Source organism: Pseudomonas sp. B26(2017) (assembly GCF_002113045.1).
Taxonomy (GTDB): Bacteria; Pseudomonadota; Gammaproteobacteria; order Pseudomonadales; family Pseudomonadaceae; genus Aquipseudomonas.
Genome location: NZ_NEJJ01000019.1, coordinates 1 through 22971, shown reverse-complemented (window position 1 = coordinate 22971; position 22971 = coordinate 1). Strand labels below are relative to the sequence as shown.

Here is a 22971-nt window from a genome sequence, read left to right as displayed (position 1 = left end):
CATGAGTTTCTCGAACAAGGAACAGGGTCACGTTAACGAACGATTGCTGCCCAGGGCGAAGGACATCGATGCCCTGGTGCGTGCAGAACATCACGACCCGTTTTCCATTCTTGGCCCCCACGGCGATGGTGCCGGCGGGCAATTCATCCGGGCGTATCTGCCCGGCGCGTTAAGCGTTTCGGTACTGGACAAACACAGTGGCGAAGAGCGTGGCCCGCTGGAGGCTACCGAAACACCGGGGCTGTTCGTCGGCCATTTCGAGGACGCGCGGCCCTACCTGTTGCGTACTCGTTGGGCCGGCGGTGAGCAGGTCGCGGAAGATCCCTACAGCTTTGGCCAGTTGCTCGGTGAAATGGACTTGTATCTGTTCGCCGAAGGCAACCATCGCGACCTCAGCAGTTGCCTCGGTGCGCAGCTGAAAACCGTTGATGGCGTCGACGGTGTGCGCTTTGCCGTGTGGGCACCGAATGCCCGACGGGTATCGGTGGTCGGCGACTTCAACGTCTGGGACGGGCGCCGGCACCCGATGCGCTTGCGGCATCCGTCCGGCGTGTGGGAGTTGTTCATTCCGCGCCTGCAAGCGGGGGAGCTGTACAAGTACGAAATCCTCGGGCCTCACGGCATCCTGCCGTTGAAGGCCGACCCGATGGCGCTGGCCACCAGTCTGCCGCCGGACACTGCGTCGAAAGTCGCCTCGCCGCTGCAGATCGACTGGCAGGATCAGGACTGGATGACTGGCCGTCGCGAGCGCCAGCAGCACAATGCGCCGCTGTCGATCTATGAGCTGCATGCCGGATCCTGGCAATGCGAACTCGACGATCTCGGCGAAGTGGCGCGTCAGTACACCTGGCCGGAGCTGGCCGAGCGACTGATTCCCTACGTGAAGGAACTGGGTTTCACCCACATTGAACTGATGCCGATCATGGAGCACCCGTTCGGCGGTTCCTGGGGTTATCAGTTGCTGTCGCAGTTCGCCCCGAGCGCCCGTTACGGCACGCCGGACGAGTTCGCGGCGTTCGTCAACGCCTGCCATCAGGCCGGTATCGGGGTGATTCTCGACTGGGTGCCGGCACATTTCCCGACCGATGCTCACGGTATGGCGCAGTTCGACGGGACCGCGCTGTACGAATATGGCAACCCGCTGGAAGGCTTCCATCAGGACTGGGACACGCTGATCTATAACCTCGGTCGCACCGAAGTGCACGGTTATATGCTGGCCTCGGCGCTGCACTGGTTGAAGCATTTCCACATTGACGGCCTGCGGGTCGATGCGGTGGCGTCGATGCTCTATCGCGACTACTCGCGCAAGGCGGGGGAGTGGGTGCCCAATCGCCATGGCGGTCGCGAGAATCTGGAAGCCATCGATTTCCTTCGCCACCTGAACGACGTGGTGGCGCTGGAAGCTCCGGGCGCGCTGGTGATCGCCGAGGAATCCACGGCGTGGCCGGGTGTCAGCCAGAGTACCCAGCAGGGCGGGCTCGGTTTCGCCTACAAATGGAATATGGGCTGGATGCACGATTCGCTGCACTACATTCAGCAGGACCCGGTATACCGCGCCCATCACCACAACGAGCTGAGCTTTGGTCTGGTGTACGCCTGGTCCGAGCGTTTCATCCTGCCGATTTCCCACGACGAAGTGGTACACGGCAAGCATTCGCTGATCGACAAGATGCCCGGTGACCGCTGGCAGAAATTCGCCAACCTGCGCGCTTACCTGAGCTTCATGTGGACCCATCCGGGCAAGAAACTGCTGTTCATGGGTTGCGAGTTCGGCCAGTGGCGCGAGTGGAATCACGACCAGCAGCTGGACTGGTATCTGCTGCAATATTCGGAGCACAAAGGCGTGCAGAAACTGGTCGGCGACCTCAACCGGCTCTACCGGGAAGAGCCGGCGCTGCACGAGCAGGACGATGCGCCGCAAGGCTTTCAGTGGTTGATCGGTGACGATGCGATCAACAGCGTTTACGCGTGGTTGCGCTGGAGCAAGGACGGCACGCCGGTGCTGGTGGTGGCCAACTTCACCCCGGTGCCGCGCCAGTCGTACCGCGTGGGCGTGCCGTTTGCCGGACGCTGGAAGGAATTGCTCAACAGTGACGCCGACACCTACGCCGGTTCCAATTATGGCAACGGCGGCGGTGCGTTCACCGATGAGGTCGCGAGCCATGGGCAGGCGTTGTCGCTGGAACTGAACCTGCCGCCATTGGCGGTGTTGATCCTTAAGCCCGAGGGCCCAAGCGAGTAACGGGACGCCCCCACGCGAGATCGCTCCCTCGCGGATTACTGATCGTTCCCACGCGGACGGTTCGACGCCTCGACGTGGGAACGGTCAATAGAAGAGCTCACCAGCGCATCCGGACTCCCAGGCTGCCAATCAACCCGTTCAAGTCATTGTCGTCGACATCGCTGCTGTAATCGGCGCTGACGTACAGGCTCACCGTCGGCGTCATTTTCGCCACCAGCCCCAGGCCGAGTTCCACGGTCGAGGATTTTCGGCTGCTGCTGATCTTGTCCACCTGATCCAGCGTCACCGTATTGCCGGTGTACACCGTGTGCCACAAGTTCGTGCGCACGTAGGGTTCGACCGGCAGACCGTTCAGGTCGTAGCTACCTTTCAAACGCGCACCGACCCGGCCGCTCCACGACGAAATATCACTGGAAGACGCCTTGCCCGAACCGGTATAGGGCGTGTCCAGGGTGATGCGCTGGTTGATCAATTGCGCCTGCGGTTCAACCACCCAGTTTTCACTGAGGCCGATCGGGAATCCGCCTTCCACCGACAAGGTCATCGCGCTGCCTTCTGTGGCCAGGCGTGCGCCTTGCTCGTTTCGGCTGAACCCGCTGACCCGGCCGCCACTGGCTGACAGATCGACGTGCCAGCCCTGGGGACCGATCAAACTGTAGTAAGCGCCCAGGCTCTGGCCTTGCAGGTTGAGGGTGTCGGTGGTCGGGTCGGCGAGGGCGCGGCTGGTGATCAGGCCGTTGCCATTGGCCTGGATCCGGTTGATCCCGCCGATCAGGCCGACCTGCTGGGTATGGCCGCTGCTGCTTTTCAGGGTCAGTACGGCCGGGCCTTTGAAGTCACCGGTGCCGGGCGTGGCGAAGCCCGGGCTGAGGACGTCGGTTTGTGCCTGGCGGGACGTCTGGCCGTAGAGTTGATCCCAGGCGGAGGGAGCAAGGTCTTCGGTGATCAGGTCGGCGCCGCGCAGATCCGGTTGCGGGCTCAGGCGTTGCGGGCCCGGGGTCACGATCGTGGCGGGGAGGGTCATGACGGGGATGTTCTGGCGATACCAGGGCGTGGCCTCGTCCGTCGCAGGTCCCGCCTGCGCCTCCATGGACGAGCACAGCAAGATAGAACTTGAAACAGTGCAGAACGTGACTTTGATCTCTTGTGAGGTGAGTGAGGTTTTCATGGAGTTCTACCTTGCTAGCGCATGTGGTATCTCGCCTTGGCGTCTCTCCTACCCCGAACGAGGGGCGACCGAATGGAGCGTGGCGAACCCGTGGCCGCCCGTTTTGACGAATGACCTGAGGTTCGCCCCGAGTAGTACTTCCGGGGGTAGTAAGGTACAGCTAAGAAGACCGGAGCCCATGCGTCAAGAAAATGGACGATGAGTGGTATGGCTGAATCAGAGATTGCAAGCGTTTGTTTTTATGCACATATCTAAGTTGTTGTTTGCTGGGGAAAACACGCTTCGAGCCGCGAAACAGAGCGCTTGCTTAGCCTGCTATCGACTTACCAACTGATGCGAATACCCATATTTGCCGCCAGGCCACGCAGGTCGTTACTGTCAATATTGCTGCTGTAGTCGGTGCTGGCGTAGATACTCACGGCGCGGTCGAGGGTCAGTACGACGCCGAGACCGACATCCGCCGTCGACGATTTCTGATCACTGTCGATGGTCGTGGTGCCGTCGAATGTCACCGAATCGGTGCCGGAAAACGTGTGCCACAGATTGGCCCGAAGGTATGGCTCCAATGGTAGTCCGTTGAGCTGATAACGCCCTTTGAGCCGGGCACCGAGGCGACCGGTCCATGCACTGTCGGAATCGAACGATACCCGCGAGATGCCATCGTTTTGACTGTCGAGCGAGATCTTTTGGTGGATCACCTGCGCTTGCGGCTCGATCACCCAAGTGTCGTTCAGGGCGAACGGGTAACCGGTTTCTGCCGAGAGCGTCAGGGCGTGGCCGCGATTATCCAGTTTCACCCCACGGTCGGAGCGGCTGTCGCCGTCGAAACGCGTGCCCATCACGACCGTGTCGATGTACCCGCCGTGCGGATCGGTCAGCGTCCAGTACAGGCCATAGCTGTCGCCCTCCAGTTTGATCTTGCCCGCGCTGTTGTGTTCGAAGCCTTCGTTGAAGCCGTCCACATCGCCCCTGATCCGGCTATGGCCGACGAACAGGCCGAGGCGTTGGGTTTGCCCGCCCGCGGTCTGTGAGCTGTACAGATCGTTGCCGACCTGAAACCCATTGAGTGAACCGTCCAGCCTTGGCGTGACGGTGCCGGCCCAGGTCTGGTCGAGGTTCTTGCCGTAGACCCGGCCCCAACCGGCGCTGAAAGCTCCCGTTTCGCTTAACAGACGTTGCTCGCCCTGACGGTCGTGGAAAGTGCCAAGTGCGCTGAGGGTCAATTGGGCGGCCGCGGGTGGCAGGACCGACCAGGTGGGGACTTCCGGACGATAGATCGGAATCGGCGCCTTACCCGCCACGGCGACGGGAAGCACTGGCTGAACGGCCAATGACAGATCCGGTTGCCCGGATGCCGGAATGATCGCGGCCGCCACCGGCACAGGCACTACCGGCACCAGAATCGGCGGCAGTGTCGGGTCGGGATTGGGCACGCTCAGCACTTGAGGGGCGACCACAGCGGAGCGCAAATACCAGCTGTTTTCGGTGCCGGCGGTGACACCACCCTTGAACAGATAGTAGTCATAGGCCCCCGCCGAAATCGGGCCGTTGAGGACGAAGGCGGAATTGTTGCTCACGGCAGTGCCTTGGGCCTGCACCAGTTGAATGCCGTTTTCCAGCGTCAGTCCGCCCGGCCCGCCGAGGTTGCTCACCGTGATGGCGGTTGCGCCGCTCAAGCTGCCGTTGTTGACCACCAGTTTGTCACTGGGTGCGCCGTCGCCGTCGAGTACGCTTTGCAATAACAGTTGCCCGCTATTGCCGACGTAGTTGCCGTTGATCGTCAGCGTGTCATTGGTGCGGCTATTGTTGTGGGTCAGGTCGATGATGCCGGCGTTGTTGAAAGTCACCGCTTGTCCGGCCACGGCGGGCGACACCGCGCCCTGGGTGGAAAACACGCTGCTGCCGGCGTCCACGTTCAGCGCACCGGTGCCGCTGACAGTGTCGCCGAGCAGCAAGGCGCCCGAGCCCAGGTCCAGCTGCGAGGCGTTGTTCAGGTTCACCGTTTCCCAATTGCTGAAACGCGCCGGCAGCGCAGTGCGAGTATTGTCGAACGTCAGCACATCGTTGCCTGCACCGCCATCAAGGTTCGGCGTCAGTGCCAGCACGCTGTCATCAAGGTTGCGCAGCGTGGCGTTGTCATTGCCGCCACCCATAAGAATCGCCGATCGGACAATGCCGCCGCCGTCCCACAGCAAACGGTCTTCACCGGTACTGGCGCGAATTTCACCGACAATTTCTCCGCCAGTGATCGTGATGGCGTCATTGCCGCCACTGACACTCAGATTGCCGCCTATCAGCCCGCCGGAGATCCGAATCGTGTCATCGTCGAAACCTGTCACCAGATTATTGATGATCCGCCCACCGGATAATTCGAAGACGTTTTTATCGAGCTTCATGTCGACGCGTCCGATCGTGCCCCCGCTCATTTGCGCAAAGTCGCCGTCCTCAAAGGCCCCGGTGATAGTGCCACCGGTCATCTGGAAACTGTCGAAGCCATCGCCTTGTGCCAGTGAGCCGATAGTGCCCGCGTGCATGATGAACGTGTCGACAGCGTTGCGCTGATGAACCTCACCTGCGATAACGCCGCCGTCGATCTGCAACACATTGGCGCCGTTGCCCATATCGAGATCGCCGGTAATTGTCCCGGACTGCATGAGCACGCGATCAGCCCCGGCGCCGAACGTGACGTTGCCGGGAATATTGCCGGTGCCATTGGCGGGAAAACTCAAGCTGTTGTTGCCCGACAGATCGGAAAGAGGCGCGCTGCCAGGACTGTCACAGGTGTATTGATCGTCACCCGCTGTCGGGCTGAAGGCGCACTGGGCCAGCGCCGACTCCGGGGAGTCCAGTAGCAGCCAGATTGAAAAGGCCAGCAAATGATGGCGGGCAAGGAAAGTGCCGCAGGCGTTCATAAGGTCACCACGCATTGGCGCCGGTGTTCGGCGCAACGGTTTCAACCTAACAAGGGCATGATGAGCTGCCTACTGTCAGAACTGACAGGGGAAGCGGGCGAATCGGCAGACAAATGGCGTCTACGCCCTAAATGTGCACTTCTACTGCCAGCGGTAAATGATCCGACAGATGCGTCCACGGTTTGTTGCCAAGGATCTGCGGGTCGTGGCTGCTGGCATTGCGCAGGTAGACCCGGTCCAGTCGCAGCAACGGGAAACGCGCAGGGTAAGTCTTGGCCGGACGGCCGTGATGACGTTCGAAGGCTTCGTGCAGGTAGTCGCGGCGGGCGAGGGCGACGTTGCCCTGCAACTGCCAGTCGTTGAAGTCGCCGGCGATGATCACCGGGGCATCGTCAGGCAGGGATTCGAGCAACTGGCAGAGCAGCTGCAACTGCAATTGCCGATGGCTTTCGAGCAAGCTCAGGTGCACGCAGATGGCATGCACTTCGGCATGCCCCGGCACATCCAGGACGCAATGCAGCAGCCCGCGCCGTTCCGGGCCGGTGATCGAGACGTCAAGGTTGCGGTATTCGCGGATCGGGTATTTCGACAACAGAGCGTTGCCGTGATGGCCATCGGGATACACCGCATTGCGGCCGTAGGCAAAGTCGCTCCACATGCTGTCGGCGAGAAATTCGTACTGCGAGGTCTGCGGCCATTCGTTGTAGCGGCTGGAATGCCGCTCGTGTTCACCCACCACTTCCTGCAGAAACACCAGATCGGCCGAGGTGCTGCGTACCGCTTCACGCAGTTCCGGAAGGATGAAACGTCGATTGAGCGCGGTGAAACCCTTGTGCGTATTGACCGTCAGCACCCGCAGGCGATGGATGGCGGACGGGGTCGAGGTCTGTGCGTCGACGGCATGACGCTTCGGATCGCTGGACACGTTCACTCCTCTGAATCATGACTGCCTGTTCATGCGACTGATCCGGACGCGGGCAGTTCACTTTGAGTGGCTGCCTGCGCCCGACGGATCATCAGTCGACGAAGACGATTTCGTAAGGCAGGCGCATGCGTTCCAGAATCGACTTGGGCAGCAGCGGTGCGATACCGATCGCCGGTTCGCCAATGAGCTGGCTGGCGTAGGCATGGGTGGCGTGGCTCTTGCGCGCGACGGTCCAGGTATCGAGTCGCAGTTTGCGTGCGCGATGCCACGGTATCTGAGCCTGGTCCCGCTCCGGCCAGTGCCAGGCCCAGACCGGCACGTCGTGAAAAGTGGCGCCGACCTGTCTTGCGGCTTTGGCGCTGGCCCGGCCGACCGCTTCATGATCGGCGGTGCCGTCCTGGCACCAGGTGCTGAAGACCACGTCGCCGGGGCGCAGGTAGCGGGCGATGAACTCGGTCAGTTGGGTTTCCTGGTCGAGCAGGGCGTTGTCGGTGAAACCGCCGCGTACCCATTTCAGGCTGTGCATCGGCATGCCCAGACGGCGCAGGGCTTCGACGCTTTCCTGCGGGCGGAACACGCTCAGGCGTTTTTCCGACCACTGACGCGAGCCCGGATGACTGGCGCTGCCATCGGTGATCGACAGCAGTTGCAAGGGATGCCCGAGGCTGGAAAGCAGTTGCAGCAGGCCGCCGCAGGTCACCACTTCATCGCCGGGGTGCGGGGCGATGACCACGGCGCGAACGCCGGGTGGCACCAAAGTGTGAGTATTGATGACGGGAATGTTGTCGAGCTGCGGGGCGCTGTTCCAGATCTGCGCCGGCAGGCCGCTCTCGCTGAGGGATAACGATTTCATCAGTGATACGTCCTTGTTGAGTCTCGCCCTCAGTCGTACAAGCGCTGGTCATTCCAGGCGTGTTCGACCCGTGAAGGCTGGTGGAAAGCCCTGCAGCGCTCCGAACCCTGGATTGCTGCGCAGCAGAGTATTGCTCAAGACGGGCGGTTCGTCGCGTCACAGATCAACCTGATCCGCTTTTTTTTATTCAGTCTGTGCCAACTGTCGCAGATAGTCGCCAAAACCGCCCCGCGCGCGACTGTCCAGACGGGCGCTGGTGATGACTTGCGGACGATGGCTCCAGGCGATGCTGGCTCCTGAACGCTCGAGTTGACGCACCAGCTGCACGTCCTCATCTCGGGGCAACGGCTCGAAGCCGCCGGCGCGGACATAGGCTTGCGCGCTGACACCCAGATTGGCGCCATGGATGTGCCGGTGGCCATCGCAGGCCCGGTAATCGCGGTGATAGCGAATCTGTGCCGCCTCATCGAACCCGTCTTGCCAGCGGTCAACGGTCACCGTGCCGCACACCGCATCGGTGCCCAGCCCCAACTGTGCCACCAACCAATCCTCGGCAACGCGGCTGTCGGCGTCCGAGCAGGAAATCCAGCGCGCACCGCGCTCAAGCAGGTGTTGTGCGCCAACCGCACGGGCCTGACCGACATTGCGCGCTTCGATGCTCAATGCTTGCACCGGGTATTGGCTGACGATGTGTGCCGAGCGATCGGTACAACTGTCGAGCACTACGAGGATTTCCACCGGTTCACCGGCCAGCAGGGAGTTTTCGGCGGCCCGCAAGGCCGCGCGCAGGCATTCATCGAGCCATTGCTCTTCGTTGTGCGCAGGAATCAGGATGCCGATCATCGCAACCCCTCCAGCGCGGCCACCGAACGGGGTTCGCGGCTCCAGACTTCCAGCAGAAAGTCCGCTTCCTGATGCAGAACCAGTCGCGGCAGGTGCAACTGTTCGTGAATCAGGTCGTGAACCTGTCGCGCATTGAGCGGGCAACCTTCGATGGGCGGGCGCCAGTGACAGGCCAGCAGTTGCCCGTCCGCCGTCAATGAATCGCTGATGCGCCGGATGACTTCCGTCAGATCCTGCCGGTCGAGGTAGTAGCCGATTTCGCTAAATACAATCAGGTCGAATTTTTCCTCAGGCCAGTCGCTCGGCAAGCGTCCGTGCCGTACCTCGGCATGGTCGAACAGGCTCAGCCGAGTACGCGCCAGATTGGCAGCGGCGGCGCTGGTGTCGCAGCACAACAGCCGATCGCAGCGCCCGGCCAGCGCCGCACTCAGTTCACCATTGGCGCACCCCGGTTCGAAGATGGCCCGATAGTGCGGACGGGGCAGGGCCGCCAGCGTCACGAGGCGTTTGCGTTGTTCGTACCAGCGCTGGCGAAATCCCCAGGGGTCGCTGTTGCCCGTGAACAGGCCTTCGAAGTAGCGGTCCTCGACACTCATAGAAAGACCACCTCGAACGGTTGCAGCAATCGATCGATGACATAGGGCGCGAGCACCGGAGCGAGTCCGGCTTGCGGATCGCCTTCCAGCTGGCTGGCGAACGCATGCACCGCGTGGCGTTTGCGCGCGACCTGTGCGGGGCTGAGCAAAATCTTGCGCGCCCGCTCCCACGGCACGACGGCGTCTTCGGGGGTTGCCCAGTGCCAGGTCCAGACCGGCAGTTCGTGGCAGATCGCGCCCACGCGCCGGGCCGCCTCGACACTGGCGCGGCCGACAGCTTCGTGGTCGCTGTGGCCGTCTTCGCGCCAGGTGGTGAAGATCACATCGTCGGGATGCAGGTAGCGGGTCAGGTATTCGCACAGCATCGACTCGCTCGCGGCGACCTGGGTGTCGGGGAAGCCGCCGCGCAGCCATTGCAACTGGTGCATGGGCAGGCCGAGACGGCGCAGGGCTTCGGCGGACTCCTGCGGGCGCACCACGCTCAGGCGCTCCACCGGCCAGCGATCCGATCCCGGATGACTGGCGCTGCCATCGGTGACCGAGATCAATTGCAGGGTTCGGCCCGCCGCCGCGAGCCGTTGCAGCAGTCCGCCGCAACCGAGCACTTCATCATCCGGATGCGGCGCGATCACCACCGCCCGCGACCCCGGCGGTACCAGCTCGAGAATGTCGATGCTGTCCACCGCCGCCAGATGACGTGAGCCCTGCCATTCGTGCAGTGAGGTTCCCTCGCCGACGATCGGATTGCGCTTCATAAGGCCCAACCCTCGCGCGGTTGCTGAGCGATCAGTTGGCCCAATGCCGCCAGATCACGTTCGGCGTGGCTCTGGCGCAGATACACCGGCAAGTCCGCCGCCAGGCGGGCAAAGTGTGGATCCTTGCAGAACGGCCCGGCGCCGAGTGCCCGACCGGTCTCGCGAATGACCTGTTCGGCGGCATCCTCGACCACGGCGCGCACGCGGCGGGCCAGCAACTCGGCGTTGCGGTGAGGATTGCTGTCGATGTTCAGGGCACTGACCCGCAGCACCTCAGCGGCCCCGTGCAAGGCGCTGTCGACGGCGCCGAGACTGGCCAGCGCGTGGGGTTCTTCACGTCGCGCACATTGCTGGCGCAAGCGCTCGCCGATCTCCCTCGCGGCGCCGTACCAGCACGCGGCGATCCCGATCCCGCCGTGCCAGAAACCCGGACGTTGCAGATAGTCGCCAGGGTCGCCGATCGCCTGGGCCTCGACATCGTCGAACAGCACCTCGACGCTGCCGGTGGCCGCCATACCGACCGCTTGCCAGCCCTGATCGGTCACGGTCACACCCGGTTGATCGAGGGCCACGGCCACCAATTGCTGACGATCGTCCTCATCCCACGCGGTGAGCAGGGCGTGACTGAGCACCGCCGCGCCGGAGCACCAGGCCTTGCGCCCGTTCAACCGCACCATTTGCCCCGACCGGCTGACCCGAACCCGCGCCTGCGGCGGTTCGGCCGCCCACATGCCCCATGTGCTGCCGGGCGTCGGCGAGCCACCTAGTTGCTCGATGATCGCCAACGCATCGGTGTGGCCTTCGTAGAGTTTGCACAGCCCCAGATCATGCCCGCCGACCTCGGACAGCCGTTGCCAGCGCTCCAGCGTGCGGCCGCTGCCCGGCAGTGGCAGACGGTCGAGACCGGCCTCGACCATTTCCCGCAGACACAGCCCGAGAGCGGTGGTATCGCGGTAATCCGGCGCGTGCCGTGAGAGATAGCCGGGCAAGTCCATGTCAGTCCTCTTCTTCGCGTTGCAGTTCAAACAGCAGCAGCGAACGCCCGGTGACCGAATACTCGTGACCGAACGTGAAGCGCTCCTGACCCCGGATCGATGGTTGGTTGGTGTCGATCATGCAGGTCCAGAAGCTGCCTTCAGGCACTTCCGGCAAGGTGAAGTTGACGATGTCGTGATGGGCGTTGAACACCAGCAGCAACGTGGCGTCGGCGCCCTTGCGGCGGATCCCGGTTTCCTGCGCGCGACCGTCGAGCAACATACCCATGCAACGGTTGTGCGCGTCATGCCAGTGTTCGGTGGTCATCTCCGTGGCATCCGGCGCGAGCCAGGTCACGTCCTTGACGCCGATGTCCTCGTTGTATTCGCCCACCAGAAAACGCCCGCGTCGCAGGATCGGATAGGCCAGACGCAACTTGATCAGGCGTTTGACGAATTTCAGCAGCGCCTTCCCGTCTTCGCTCAGGTCCCAGTTGACCCAGCCGATTTCGCTGTCCTGGCAATAGGCATTGTTGTTGCCGTCCTGGGTGCGGGCGAATTCGTCGCCGGCCACCAGCATCGGCGTGCCCTGGGACAGCAGCAAGGTGGCGAAGAAGTTGCGCATCTGCCGGTGGCGCAGCGCGTTGATTTCCGGATCGTCGGTGGGGCCTTCGACGCCGTGGTTCCATGACAGGTTGTTGTTACTGCCGTCCTGATTGTTTTCGTCGTTGGCCTCATTGTGCTTGTCGTTGTAGGAGACCAGATCGTTGAGGGTAAAACCGTCGTGGGCAGTGACGAAATTCACCGACGAATAAGGCCGGCGGCCGCGCTGGTTGAACATTTCCCCGGAGGCGGTCATGCGACTGGCGAAGTCGGCGAGCTGGCCGTCGTCGCCTTTCCAGAACGCGCGTACGGTGTCGCGGAACTTGTCGTTCCACTCGACCCAGCCCGGCGGGAAGTTGCCGACCTGATAACCGCCGGGGCCACAGTCCCAAGGCTCGGCGATCATTTTCACCTGGCGCAGTACCGGGTCCTGGCGGCAAGCGACAAGGAAGCTGTGGCGCTCGTCGAAACCGTCGTGATAACGGCCGAGGATGGTCGCCAGGTCGAAACGGAAGCCGTCGACGTGCATTTCGCTGGCCCAATAGCGCAGCGAGTCGGTGACCATTTGCAGCACGCACGGGTGGCTCAGGTCGAGGGTGTTGCCGGTGCCGGAATCGTTGATGTAGAAGCGCTTGTCGTCCGGCATCAAGCGGTAGTACGAGGCATTGTCGATCCCGCGCATCGACAGGGTCGGGCCTTGCTCGTTGCCCTCGGCGGTGTGGTTGTAGACCACGTCGAGAATCACTTCGAGATTGGCATCGTGCAGGTGCGCGACCATTTCCTTGAACTCGGCAATCTTGCCGCTGGCCAGGTAGCGCGGGTCCGGAGCGAAGAACGCGATGCTGTTGTAGCCCCAGTAATTGGTCATGCCTTTGTGCAACAGATGCTGATCGTTAACGAAGGCGTGGATCGGTAACAGTTCGACGGTCGACACACCCAGTTTGCGGATGTGTTCAAGCACATCTTCAACCATCAGCCCGGCAAACGTCCCGCGCACGTTTTCCGGCACGGAAGGGTGGCGCATGCTGATGCCGCGCACGTGGGTCTCGTAAATGATGGTCTTGTCCCACGGCACGCTGACGCGATGGTCGTGGCCCCAGGTGTGTGCCGGGTCGATGACTTTGCACTTGGGGACGAAGGGCGCGCTGTCGCGCTCGTCAAAGCTGAGGTCGGCGTCCGGGTGACCGATGGTGTAGCCGAACAGCGCCTCTGACCATTTCAACTCGCCGACCAGTTGTTTGGCGTACGGATCGATCAGCAATTTGTTGTGGTTGAAGCGGTGGCCGTTGGCCGGGTCGTACGGGCCGTAGACCCGGTAACCGTAAATCAGCCCGGGATGCGCATCGGGCAGATAGCCGTGGTAGATCTCGTCGGTGTATTCCGGGAGTTCGATGCGTTCGAGCTCGACTTCGCCGGCATCGTCGAAAATGCACAGCTCAACCTTGGTGGCGTTGGCGGAAAACAGCGCGAAGTTGACCCCCAGACCATCCCAGGTCGCACCGAGCGGGAAGGGCAAGCCTTCACGGATGCGCGAGGGTTCGGCGTGCGCGGCGGGCTCGGCTTTCTTTGGACGGGTCATAGGTGCTCCTGCAAAAAATCGGGGGTGGGTATTTTTTCGAGGACGAGTGCGCCCTCGGTGGCGAGCGAACCCGCCACACGGTCATTCAATTCAATGGTTGGGGACGCGTCAGACCGCTGGCGGCTTGCGCGGTGCGCGAGGTTTTTTCTCTGAGGCTTTTTCGCCCGGGGGAATAACTTTGGCGGCACTGGCTGGCTTGGCCTTGGCCGCGGTCGCTTTGGGTTTGGCTACGGGCGCCTTGCCGTCGGCGGCTTTGCTGGTGGCGGTCTTGCCGGCGGTTTTACTGCCGGCAGCCTTGGGCGATTTCTTCGGTGCCAGCGCTTCGGCTTCGGCCAGTTTGCGCGCCATCTCCCAGTGGCGGGCTTCCTGGCCTTCGGGTTTTCCTTCTGATTCCCAGATCTGATAGGCGAATTCGCGGATGCGTTTATCGTCGGTACTCATCGCAATGCTCCTGAACTGAACTCATGCTGCTAGACGTGTTGAATAAGCAGATTGACCGGGAAATCCCCCAGCGCGGCGCTGACGTGCAGCTCCCTGTTTTTTGTGACTGCGCTGCTTGAAAAAAGTCCCTTCAGATTTTCGTCAGAGGCGTCGAACGGTAAAACCACCCGCGTATCGCCCCAGCGCAGCGCATCGACCTTCGGTATGGCACTGTTTTCCAGCAGTGTTGCGCAACGGATCGGCACGACTACGATGACCCGTTGCCCCCCATGCTCGCGGGCAAACGCGAGCACGTTGTGCGCCTGGCTGCCCAGTACCTCGAGGGCCTGGTACGAACCGCGGCGGAACAATTCGCTGTGTTCGGTGCGCAACTGCAGCACCTGAGCGATCAAGGCCTGCTTGATTCGCCCGTCACGCCAACCCGATAACAGCTCCTGGGCGGGTGTCGCCTTCAGGGTCTGTTCGCGCAGGCCGTAGTCCACCGGCCGGCGATTGTCGGGATCGACCAGACTGAAATCCCAATACTCGTTGCCCTGATACAGATCCGGCACCCCCGGCACCGTCATGCGCAGCAAGGTTTGCGCCAGCCCGTTAAGGGCGCCGGCCGCGGCGATGCTGTTGACGGTCTTGGCCAGCGCCCCGCGCAGCAGTTCGCCTTCGGGGGCCAGCAGCAATTGTTCGGTGAACGCTTGGGCTGCGTTTTCGTAAGCCTCGTTCGGCGCACTCCAGCTGCTTTGCAGCTTGGCTTCGCGCAGGGCTTTCTGCTGCCACTGCCAGACACGCTTGGCGTAGTCGGCGAAACCGGCCTGATCGTCGTCGCGCAGGTCCAGCGGCCAACTGCCGAGCAGCGCCTGATAGAGGATCAATTCGTCTGCCGACGACGGCAGTTGATCGTCATGGCGCAGCGGCCGGGCGAGGGCACGCCACAACTCGACCTGTTCGGCGTACCAGTGGCTGCGTTCGCTGAGCACGGCCAGCCGCGCGCGGGTGTCTTCGCCGCGTTTGTGATCGTGGGTGGCGGTGGCCAGCAGGTTGTCCGGGAAGCTCGCCAGCCGTTGCTGGTTCACCGCGTGAAAGTCGCTGATCGGCGCGCTGAACTGTTCGGTGTTGTAGCCGACGTCATTGCGCGACAGCAGCACCGCCGAGCGATACAGCGCGGTGTCTTCCACCGCTTTGGCGGCAGCTGGCGAGGTGAGTTGCTGAAAGCGCACGCAGGCGTGTTTCAGAATCTTGCGCGAACGGCCACGGGGCTTGCGTCGCCACGGCTGGCCGCCGAGCCAGCCGGCTACGGAGTCCAGCACTGGCCAATCGGCTTCGCTCAATGCCTGCCGCGCCCCGTCCATGGCCTGTTGGAAAAACACCTCGTCCCGCGCGGAGCGGCCCATCGGAGTGATGTAAGTGCGATAGACCGGGAAGTGCACGATCAGCCCCTGCAACACCCGGCGGATCGAGCCGAGCGTGAGGTCGCGGGTCATCAGGTCATCGCGCGCCACTTGCAGCAGGGCCTGGGCGACGCTTTCGCAATCGCTGGCCAGCGAACCGTTGAGGATCTGCTGACGCGCCAGTTGCGCTTCTTCGATAAACGCAGAGGGACGTTCGGTGCGACGTTTCCACAAATCGCCCAGCACATGTTCGCCGTCCGGGTCGTGTTGCAGCAGCGACAACTGATTCATGAATTCGTAACCGGTGCTGCCGTCCACGGACCAGTCGGTGGGCAGGGTTTCACCGTCGCCAAGAATCTTCTCGACGTAGATCGGCAAGTGACGGCCCGGTGCCAGGTGGTCGAGGCGCCGGCGCAGTTTGCGGCAGTAACTGCGCGGATCGGCGAGGCCGTCGATGTGGTCGATGCGCAGGCCGTCGATCAGGCCTTCGCCGATCAACTGGAAAATCTTGCCGTGGGTGGCCTCGAACACCGCCGGACGCTCGACGCGCAAACCGCCAAGTTCGTTGATGTCGAAGAAGCGCCGCCAGTTGATGTCATCCGCCGCCGTGCGCCAGCTCGCCAGACGATAGCTTTGCCGCTCGAGCAATTGGTGCAGGCGCTGAAACCCGTCTTCGGTCTTCGAATCGTAGCGGGTCAGGTTGCGCTGGATGGCCTGCAGAACGTCGGGGTCGCTGGCCAGTTGCTGAAGTTCTTCCTTGAGCGGGAGGGCCAGCGAGCGGGCGTCGGTCTGATAACTGAGCGCGCTGAAGCGGTTGGCCAGGGCTTTGAGCGCTTCGTTCGAGGTGTCATCGGCTTTGAGCAGTTCGCCGTAATCGCCGGGGCAGATCGGGAAGTGGTGTTCGTAGTGCTCGACATGGAAGGCACCGCTCTCGGCGTTGAACACCAGCGGCAGGGTCGCGTCCTGTAGCGCGACGCCGTAATCGCTGCCAAGAAACGGCAGCAGCAACTGGCCTTCCATCAAGGGGTCAGGCGAGTGCCACTGAATGTCGAAGAACTCGCCGTAGGGGCTGAGCCGTCCCCATTCCAGCAGATCGAGCCACCACGGGTTGTCGCCGCCACCGACCGCCATGTGATTGGAGACGATGTCGAGGATCAGCCCCATGCCATGCTCGCGCAGGCTGGCGACCAGGCGACGCAAGGCCGGCTCGCCGCCGAGTTCCGGATTGACGCGGGTCGGGTCGACCACATCGTAGCCGTGCATCGAGCCCGCGCGGGCGGCGAGCAACGGCGAGGCATAAATGTGGCTGATGCCGAGCCGGGCGAAGTACGGCACCAGCGGCACTGCTTGATCAAGGGTAAAGCCGCGATGAAACTGCAGGCGGACCGTGGCCCGCGGTGTCTGGATAGGCAATGTACTCATCGGTCACGCTCGGCTGCCTGAAGACGCGCGCAAGCCAACAGTTCAAGGCGTCTCGCGGCGTCGACGCCGTCAAGCAGCGCTTCACTGGTGCCGGGCAGGCGACGCGACCAGTTGGGGTGGGTGTCGATGGTGCCGGGCAGGTTGGCCTGTTCGTCGAGACCCAACGCATCTTCCAGTGGCAGCAGCACCAACGGCGCTCGGGTGTGGCCGAGGAAACGTACAGCGGCGTCGACCACCTGATCGGCCTCGTGGGATTCCTCGCGAAAGTTTTGCGGATCCTGGCTCAGTGCACCGCGCAAGCCTTCGCGCTCGCGTTCGCGATAACGGCGCCAATCGATTTCGCCATTGGCATCGATGAGCCCGAGCCGCGCGTTCCAGTCGATGTCGCGACCATGCCACCAGCCATTGAGTGTCGGTAGATCATGGGTGCTGGTGGTCGCGAGAGCGTTGTCCGGCCAGTCGAGTATCGGCTTGAAAAAAGTGTTGTCCTGTTCGAACAACAGCACGCGCATGCCGAGCATGGCGCGGGCGATGAGTTTTTCCCGCAGGCCATCGGGCACGGTGCCGAGGTCTTCACCGAGCACGATCGCTTGATGGCGATGGGACTCGAGTGTCAGCAGACGCAGCAGGTCGTCCACCGGGTAATACAGGTAGGCGCCGTCCGCCGGGGCTGCACCGTTGGGAATCACCCATAACCGTTGCAGACCCATGACATGGTCGATGCGCAGCCCGCCGGCATGGGCGAAGTTGGCGCGCAGCATGTCGATGAACGCGCGAAAACCGTTGCGCACCAGACCTTCCGGGGAAAACGCGGAAATGCCCCAGCCCTGTCCGGATCGATTGAGAATGTCCGGTGGCGCGCCGACGGTCAGCGAGGCCAGCAGTTCATCCTGAAAACTCCAGGCCTGGCTGCCGGCACCGTCGGCACCCACCGCCAGGTCGGCGATCAGGCCGATGCCCATGCCGGCGCTGCGGGCGGCGGTCTGGGCGCGTTCCAGGCAGCGGTGGATCAGCCATTGGCAGAATGCGAAGTAGCTGATGCGCTCGGCGTATTCCTCGGCAAACGCGCCGAGGGCAGCGCCGCGCGGGTCCTGCCAGTGTTCCGGCCATTGGCGCCAGTCGAGGCTTTCGCCTTGGGCGGCGCGCATTTCCTGGATGGCTTCGAAGCGGCAATGGTTTTCCAACGCTTCGCCACCGGCATCGCGGAAGCTGGAGAAGTCTGCATGTAACGGGTGTTCGCCACTGATGAAACCGTCGTACAAGGCTTGCAGCAGTTTCAGTTTGGCCTCGGCGGCTTTTGGCCAGTCGATCAGTTTCAGGTTTTCCAGTTGTTCGAACTGATCGGTCAGGCCGGCTGCGGCAATCGCATCGCGCAGCGCGCGCTCGCCAAGAATTGCGCCGGGCGCGGCGTACAGCGCATTGAGAAACAGCCGACTGGACGGCGAGTAGGGGCTATAGCGCCCGGTGTCGGCGCTGAACATCGCATGCAGCGGGCTGATCGCCAGCGCATCGGCACCACGTTCGCCGGCCACCCGGGCCAGTTCTTCCAGGGCCTGGGTGTCGCCGAAGCCGCCATCGCCGGGGCGGCGCAAGCCATAAAGCTGCACGCTCAGGCCCCACACGCGGGGGATCGGACTGTCCACCGCGTCTCCGACGCTGAAGCAGCGTTCCGGTGCCACGGCGAGAGTGAATTGTTGATCGGCGATGTGCACTTGCTGGTAGCCGACCGGAATCTCGCCCGGCAACACGGCCTTGGCGTCCAGCTTGAGGCTCAGGCGCGAGCCGTCTTCAAGGTGAATCTCGCAAGGGGTTTCGGGTTGGAAATAGCGGGCCAGATCCAGGCCAACGCCGAGGTCTGCGGTGAGCAGTGGAGGCAGATGGCGGTTTTCCTGTACTTGTTGCAGTTCGAGCAGGCTGGCGTCGATTTCCTGGGCCGTTCCGGCCGGGTGACCGAGGCCGGTCAAAACATTGCGCAGCACCGCCGGGGCGACTTTTTGCTGGCGGCCATTGGCGTCGATCCAGTCGACGGCAAGGCCGGCCCGGCTGGCGAGAATTTCCAGTTGCGCATCGCTCATAGGCGCTCTCCATCCAAGGGTGGCAAAGGGGTTGCGGCCGTGAGGCTGACGAGCGCGCAATACGGGGGCAGTTGCCCCTCATCCGTCAGACCTGCGGTGGCGGGCTGGCGGAACAGCCACACCGGTTCGGTCTGTGGAAGGTTGACCACTGGCGTGTCGCCGAGGTTCAGGTCGATTCGCAGCTCGCTGCCATCGCCCAGCCGCCAGCGTGCGCTGACGGCGCCGCGGCCCAGTACGTGGGCGCCGAGCGCCTGCGTACCGGGCAAATGCGCAATGATGTGCTGGTGGCGCAACTGCAACAGTTGCCGATACAGCGCCAGTGTCGCCTGCTGTGCCGGCGTACCGCTGCCGGTCAGGCGCGGTTGCGAGGCATGGAAAGTCTGCGCGGCGTTGGGATCGGGAATCTGCTCCCGTCGCTGTGGGTCGGCGAAGGCGCTGAACGCTGCAAATTCGTTGCGTCGGCCTTCGCGCACGAGCTTGGCCAATTCGCCGTGATGGCTGGTGAAGAACAGGAACGGTTGTTCGGCAGCGTATTCGTCGCCCATGAACATCAGCGGAATCATCGGCGATAGCAGCAACAGCACCGTGGCGGCTTGAAGCGCGCGCGGGTCGGCCAATTGATGCAGGCGTTCGCCAAAGGCGCGGTTGCCGATCTGGTCATGGTTCTGCAGGAACAGCACGAACGCGGTGGAGGGCAGATGCTCGCTGGGCTCGCCACGGGGTGTGCCATGTCGGGTGGTATGCCCCTGAAACACGAAGCCCTGGCTCAGGCAGCGGGCCAGTTGTTCGGTGGGTTGCTCGGCGTAGTCGGCGTAATAGGCGTCGGTCTCGCCGGTCAGCAGCACATGCAAAGCGTTGTGGCCGTCATCGTTCCACTGAGCATCGTAGGCGTCTTCCAGCAGGCTGGCCTGATTGTGTTCATTCTCCACGGTCAGCCAGACGTGGCGGGTCGGGTCAATCTGCTGACGTACGCGCCGGGCGAGTTCCTGAAGGAAATCCGGGTCCTCGATGGCGTGCACCGCGTCCAGGCGCAGGCCGTCGAAACGGTATTCCAGCAGCCACATCAATGCGTTTTCGATGAAGAAGTCCCGCACTTCGCGACGACGAAAATCGATGGCCGCGCCCCACGGCGTATGTTTGTCTTCGCGAAAAAAGCCTTTGGCGTAGCGATGCAGATAATTGCCGTCGGGACCGAAATGGTTGTAAACCACGTCGAGAATCACCGCCAGGCCATAACCGTGGGCGCTGTCGATCAGGTGTTTGAGTTGTTCCGGCGTGCCGTAACTCGCTTGCGGCGCGTAATGCAGCACACCGTCGTAGCCCCAGTTGCGATCACCGGGAAATTGCGCAATCGGCATCAGTTCAATGGCCGTGATGCCGAGCCCGGCCAGACGCGCCAGATGCTGCTCGACTTCGGCAAACCCGCCGAGTGCACCGACATGCAGTTCGTAGATCACCGCCTCATTCCACGGCCTGCCGTGCCAGGTGGTGTTGCGCCAGGAATAAAGATGAGGATCGACCACCACGCTGTGACGGTCGAGGTCTCCGTCCTGCGCCCTGGAGGCGGGGTCGGGCACCTCCAGTTCCCCATCGATATTGAAACGGTAGCGGCTGCCGGCCGGGCAACGGCTCTTGATCACGAACCAGCCATCGCCTTGAGGCAGCATGGGCAGGGACTGACCGTCTTCCAGCTCGACGCTGACGTAAAACGCATCCGGCGCCCACAACGCGAACTGTGTGTGGTCGGCATCCAGCATGATCGCGCCGTGTGGCCAGCTTTCAGGTGTCCGTGACGCCATCGTTGAAACCTCCCTGGTTATTTGTGGTGCGTTTTGCCCAGTGCCTTGGCCACCAGTTGTTCGTAGAGTTCGGCGTAGGGTTCGACGGCTTTGCACCAGTTGAACGGCGCGGCCATCGCCCGGCAGCGCATCGCGTGCAGCAGTTCCGGGAAAGCAAACACCTTGAACGCGCGGCTCAGGGCTTCGCGGTAGCTGTCCGGTGTCGATTCGTTGAAGAGGAAACCGGTGACGCCGTTTTCGATGGTGTCGGCCAGCCCGCCGGTATTGCGTGCCACCGGCAGCGAGCCGAAACGCTGGGCGTACATCTGGCTCAGGCCGCAAGGCTCGTAACGCGATGGCATTAGCAGGAAATCGCTGCCGGCAAACATGCGCCGGGCGTCGGTTTCATTGAAGCCGATGCGCACGCCGATCTGGCCGGGGAAACGCAGCGCCAGCTCGCGCATGGCCTGTTCTTCTTCCGGTTCGCCACGACCGATGATCGCGATCTGGCCACCGTTCTGGACGATGTATTCCGACACCGCTTCGGTCAGGTCCAGGCCTTTTTGATAGACCAGACGCGAAACCACGGCAAACAGCGGGCCTTCGGAGTCATGCAGACCGAACAGTTCGCGCACGTGGGCGGCGTTGATTGCCTTGCCTTCCCAGTCGCCGATGGCGAACGGCGCGAACAGGTGCGGATCGGTGGCGGCGTCCCAGCTTTCATCGATGCCGTTGGGGATGCCGCTGAGCAAACCTTGCTGGGTCTTGGCGGCGAGAAAGCCGTCCAGACCACAGCCGAAATCCGGGGTGGTGATTTCTTGCGCATAGGTCGCGCTGACCGTGGTGATGTGGCTCGAATAGGCCATGCCGGCCTTGAGGAACGACATCTTGCCGTAGAACTCCATGCCTTCCTGTTGCAGGGCATGGGCAGGAATCCCGAGTTCCGGGCACGAGCCCAGACTGGTCACGCCTTGATAGGCGAGGTTGTGAATGGTGAACAGAGTCGGCGTGCGCTGCCCGCGCCAGTGCATGTAGGCAGGCGCCAGCCCGGCCGGCCAGTCGTGGGCGTGCACCAGATCCGGGCACCAGTGGATTTGGGCGAGGTTGGCGGCGATGTCGGCAGCTGCCAGGCCCAGACGGGCGAAGCGAATGTGGTTGTCCGGCCAGTCGCGACCGTTGTTGGCGCCATAAGGGCCGCCGTCGCGGGCATAGAGTTCAGGGCAGATCAGCACATAAATCACCAGACCATCGGGCATGTCCATGCGCCCGATCTTGCAGGGCGGCAGTGCGGCGTGGCCACCCAGTTCGCCGATGATATGGATCGGATTCTCGCTGTTCATCACTTGCGGGTAACCGGGGATCAACACCCGGACGTCATGCAGATGCGCCATGGCGCGGGGCAGGGCGGCAGAAACGTCTCCCAGACCACCGGTCTTCACCAGATCGGCGATTTCCGAGGTCACGAACAACACTTTCTTCTTGTTGGGGTTCTGACTGGCCACTGGCGTCAGTGTCTTGGTGCCCGGGACGTTGATCGACCGGCTGCCGGGAACGCTTACGGTGCTCGATTCACCCATCGGCTGATGAGCCCGTTCTCCCTGAATTTCCAATGCCGCACTGATCATATGAATCTCCCGTTTTGTTTGATCTGATTCTTGTCTTGAACAAGCGATGTCCATGGCCAAGTCCTGTGGCCGGGCGCAAACGCGCCACGCATCGGTGAGCAAACGCTACCCAACACGCGCAAGCAGAATGGGTGAAGAGGCCGTTGCAAGGAACGAACCAAACGCTTTGGCCCAGTTGTTCAGATGACCCGGTGCGATCAGCAAAAGTTTCGATTAATTTTCGGCTTTGTGACCGCTCGGTTTAGCTCCGCGAAAACCAGTCTAGGTCAGATCCTAGAGCGGGCCAGGGCAATCGGATGAATTGTTCGACAATCGGTGGGAGGACCTCGAATCTTGCGGGCTGCACGGTGTAACGCACCGACGAAGTGCATGTTTGCCCGTACGAGTGGATCACAACAGTGACTTGTTGGTCGCGATTTAGAGCGCTTCGTGTGGTCGGCTGCACTGTTGCGGTGCGCAGTTTGTTGCCGTGTAGTTCATTTTTCAGAGACGCATCCTACAAGAAGCCTGGAAATATCTGACTGCGCCTGAGCGCGAAGCCCAGCAAAGTCCTGTGTTTGGATATCACCAGGACCTGTGAATGTTTATCGTCGCTCACTCAGTCACCATCAGGTTCGTCACCGGGGTGGCGCGCCCATGACCCATCCCGCCATCCTCGACGCTGCCGCCGCCTCGAAAGCCCCCATCGTTGCGCCCGCGGCTTGCCCGCTGCAACAAACCCATGTGCAACTGCTGCCGCTGAGCTACGGCCTGGTGGAAAGAGCGTTCGATCCGGGCACCGAATTGAAATTGCCGTAC

Annotated in this window: 15 protein-coding genes; 1 reads left to right on the top strand and 14 read right to left on the bottom strand. The window is 62.5% G+C overall.

Annotated features, from left to right (window positions below):
* Nucleotide 1: 1 nt before the first annotated feature.
* Nucleotides 2-2242, top strand: coding sequence for a 1,4-alpha-glucan branching protein GlgB (gene glgB / locus CAF79_RS24455; protein ID WP_085700692.1), 2241 nt, complete (start codon nt 2-4; stop codon nt 2240-2242).
* Between the two features lie 97 nt (nt 2243-2339).
* Here the strand turns inward: glgB and CAF79_RS24450 are convergent, their stop codons facing one another.
* The 14 genes from CAF79_RS24450 to glgA form a co-directional block, all read right to left on the bottom strand.
* Nucleotides 2340-3410 (bottom strand): autotransporter outer membrane beta-barrel domain-containing protein, encoded by a 1071-nt coding sequence (locus tag CAF79_RS24450; protein WP_085700691.1) that lies wholly within the window; start codon nt 3408-3410, stop codon nt 2340-2342.
* A gap of 323 nt (nt 3411-3733) precedes the next feature.
* Nucleotides 3734-6322: an autotransporter outer membrane beta-barrel domain-containing protein gene (locus CAF79_RS24445; RefSeq protein ID WP_085700690.1), complete on the bottom strand. Its 2589-nt coding sequence runs from the start codon at nt 6320-6322 to the stop codon at nt 3734-3736.
* Nucleotides 6323-6449: 127 nt separating this feature from the next.
* A complete protein-coding gene (locus CAF79_RS24440) occupies nt 6450-7247 on the bottom strand; it encodes an endonuclease/exonuclease/phosphatase family protein (protein WP_085700805.1) in 798 nt (265 codons plus the stop codon).
* Between the two features lie 91 nt (nt 7248-7338).
* Nucleotides 7339-8100 (bottom strand): PIG-L deacetylase family protein, encoded by a 762-nt coding sequence (locus CAF79_RS24435; protein WP_085700689.1) that lies wholly within the window; start codon nt 8098-8100, stop codon nt 7339-7341.
* Between the two features lie 183 nt (nt 8101-8283).
* Entirely contained in the window at nt 8284-8943 is a 660-nt protein-coding gene (locus CAF79_RS24430; RefSeq protein WP_085700688.1) for a glycosyltransferase family 2 protein, read from the bottom strand.
* Nucleotides 8940-9539, bottom strand: coding sequence for an SAM-dependent methyltransferase (locus tag CAF79_RS24425; protein ID WP_085700687.1), 600 nt, complete (start codon nt 9537-9539; stop codon nt 8940-8942). Before CAF79_RS24425 ends, CAF79_RS24430 begins: the two co-directional genes overlap by 4 nt.
* Nucleotides 9536-10294 (bottom strand): PIG-L deacetylase family protein, encoded by a 759-nt coding sequence (locus CAF79_RS24420; RefSeq protein WP_085700686.1) that lies wholly within the window; start codon nt 10292-10294, stop codon nt 9536-9538. Before CAF79_RS24420 ends, CAF79_RS24425 begins: the two co-directional genes overlap by 4 nt.
* Entirely contained in the window at nt 10291-11289 is a 999-nt protein-coding gene (locus CAF79_RS24415) for an acyl-CoA dehydrogenase family protein (RefSeq protein WP_085700685.1), read from the bottom strand. Before CAF79_RS24415 ends, CAF79_RS24420 begins: the two co-directional genes overlap by 4 nt.
* Nucleotide 11290: 1 nt before the next feature.
* Nucleotides 11291-13450 (bottom strand): glycogen debranching protein GlgX, encoded by a 2160-nt coding sequence (gene glgX / locus CAF79_RS24410; RefSeq protein WP_085700684.1) that lies wholly within the window; start codon nt 13448-13450, stop codon nt 11291-11293.
* A gap of 108 nt (nt 13451-13558) precedes the next feature.
* On the bottom strand, nt 13559-13891 hold the full coding sequence (locus CAF79_RS24405) for a DUF2934 domain-containing protein (RefSeq protein WP_085700683.1): 333 nt from the start codon (nt 13889-13891) through the stop codon (nt 13559-13561).
* Nucleotides 13892-13920: 29 nt separating this feature from the next.
* On the bottom strand, nt 13921-16695 hold the full coding sequence (locus CAF79_RS24400; RefSeq protein WP_085700682.1) for a malto-oligosyltrehalose synthase: 2775 nt from the start codon (nt 16693-16695) through the stop codon (nt 13921-13923).
* On the bottom strand, nt 16692-18770 hold the full coding sequence (malQ, locus tag CAF79_RS24395) for a 4-alpha-glucanotransferase (protein ID WP_085700681.1): 2079 nt from the start codon (nt 18768-18770) through the stop codon (nt 16692-16694). Before malQ ends, CAF79_RS24400 begins: the two co-directional genes overlap by 4 nt.
* Nucleotides 18767-20569 carry a malto-oligosyltrehalose trehalohydrolase gene (gene treZ / locus CAF79_RS24390; protein ID WP_085700680.1) on the bottom strand — a complete coding sequence of 601 codons (1803 nt, stop codon included), beginning with the start codon at nt 20567-20569 and terminating at the stop codon, nt 18767-18769. Before treZ ends, malQ begins: the two co-directional genes overlap by 4 nt.
* A gap of 17 nt (nt 20570-20586) precedes the next feature.
* On the bottom strand, nt 20587-22173 hold the full coding sequence (gene glgA / locus CAF79_RS24385) for a glycogen synthase GlgA (protein WP_085700679.1): 1587 nt from the start codon (nt 22171-22173) through the stop codon (nt 20587-20589).
* Nucleotides 22174-22971: the final 798 nt, after the last annotated feature.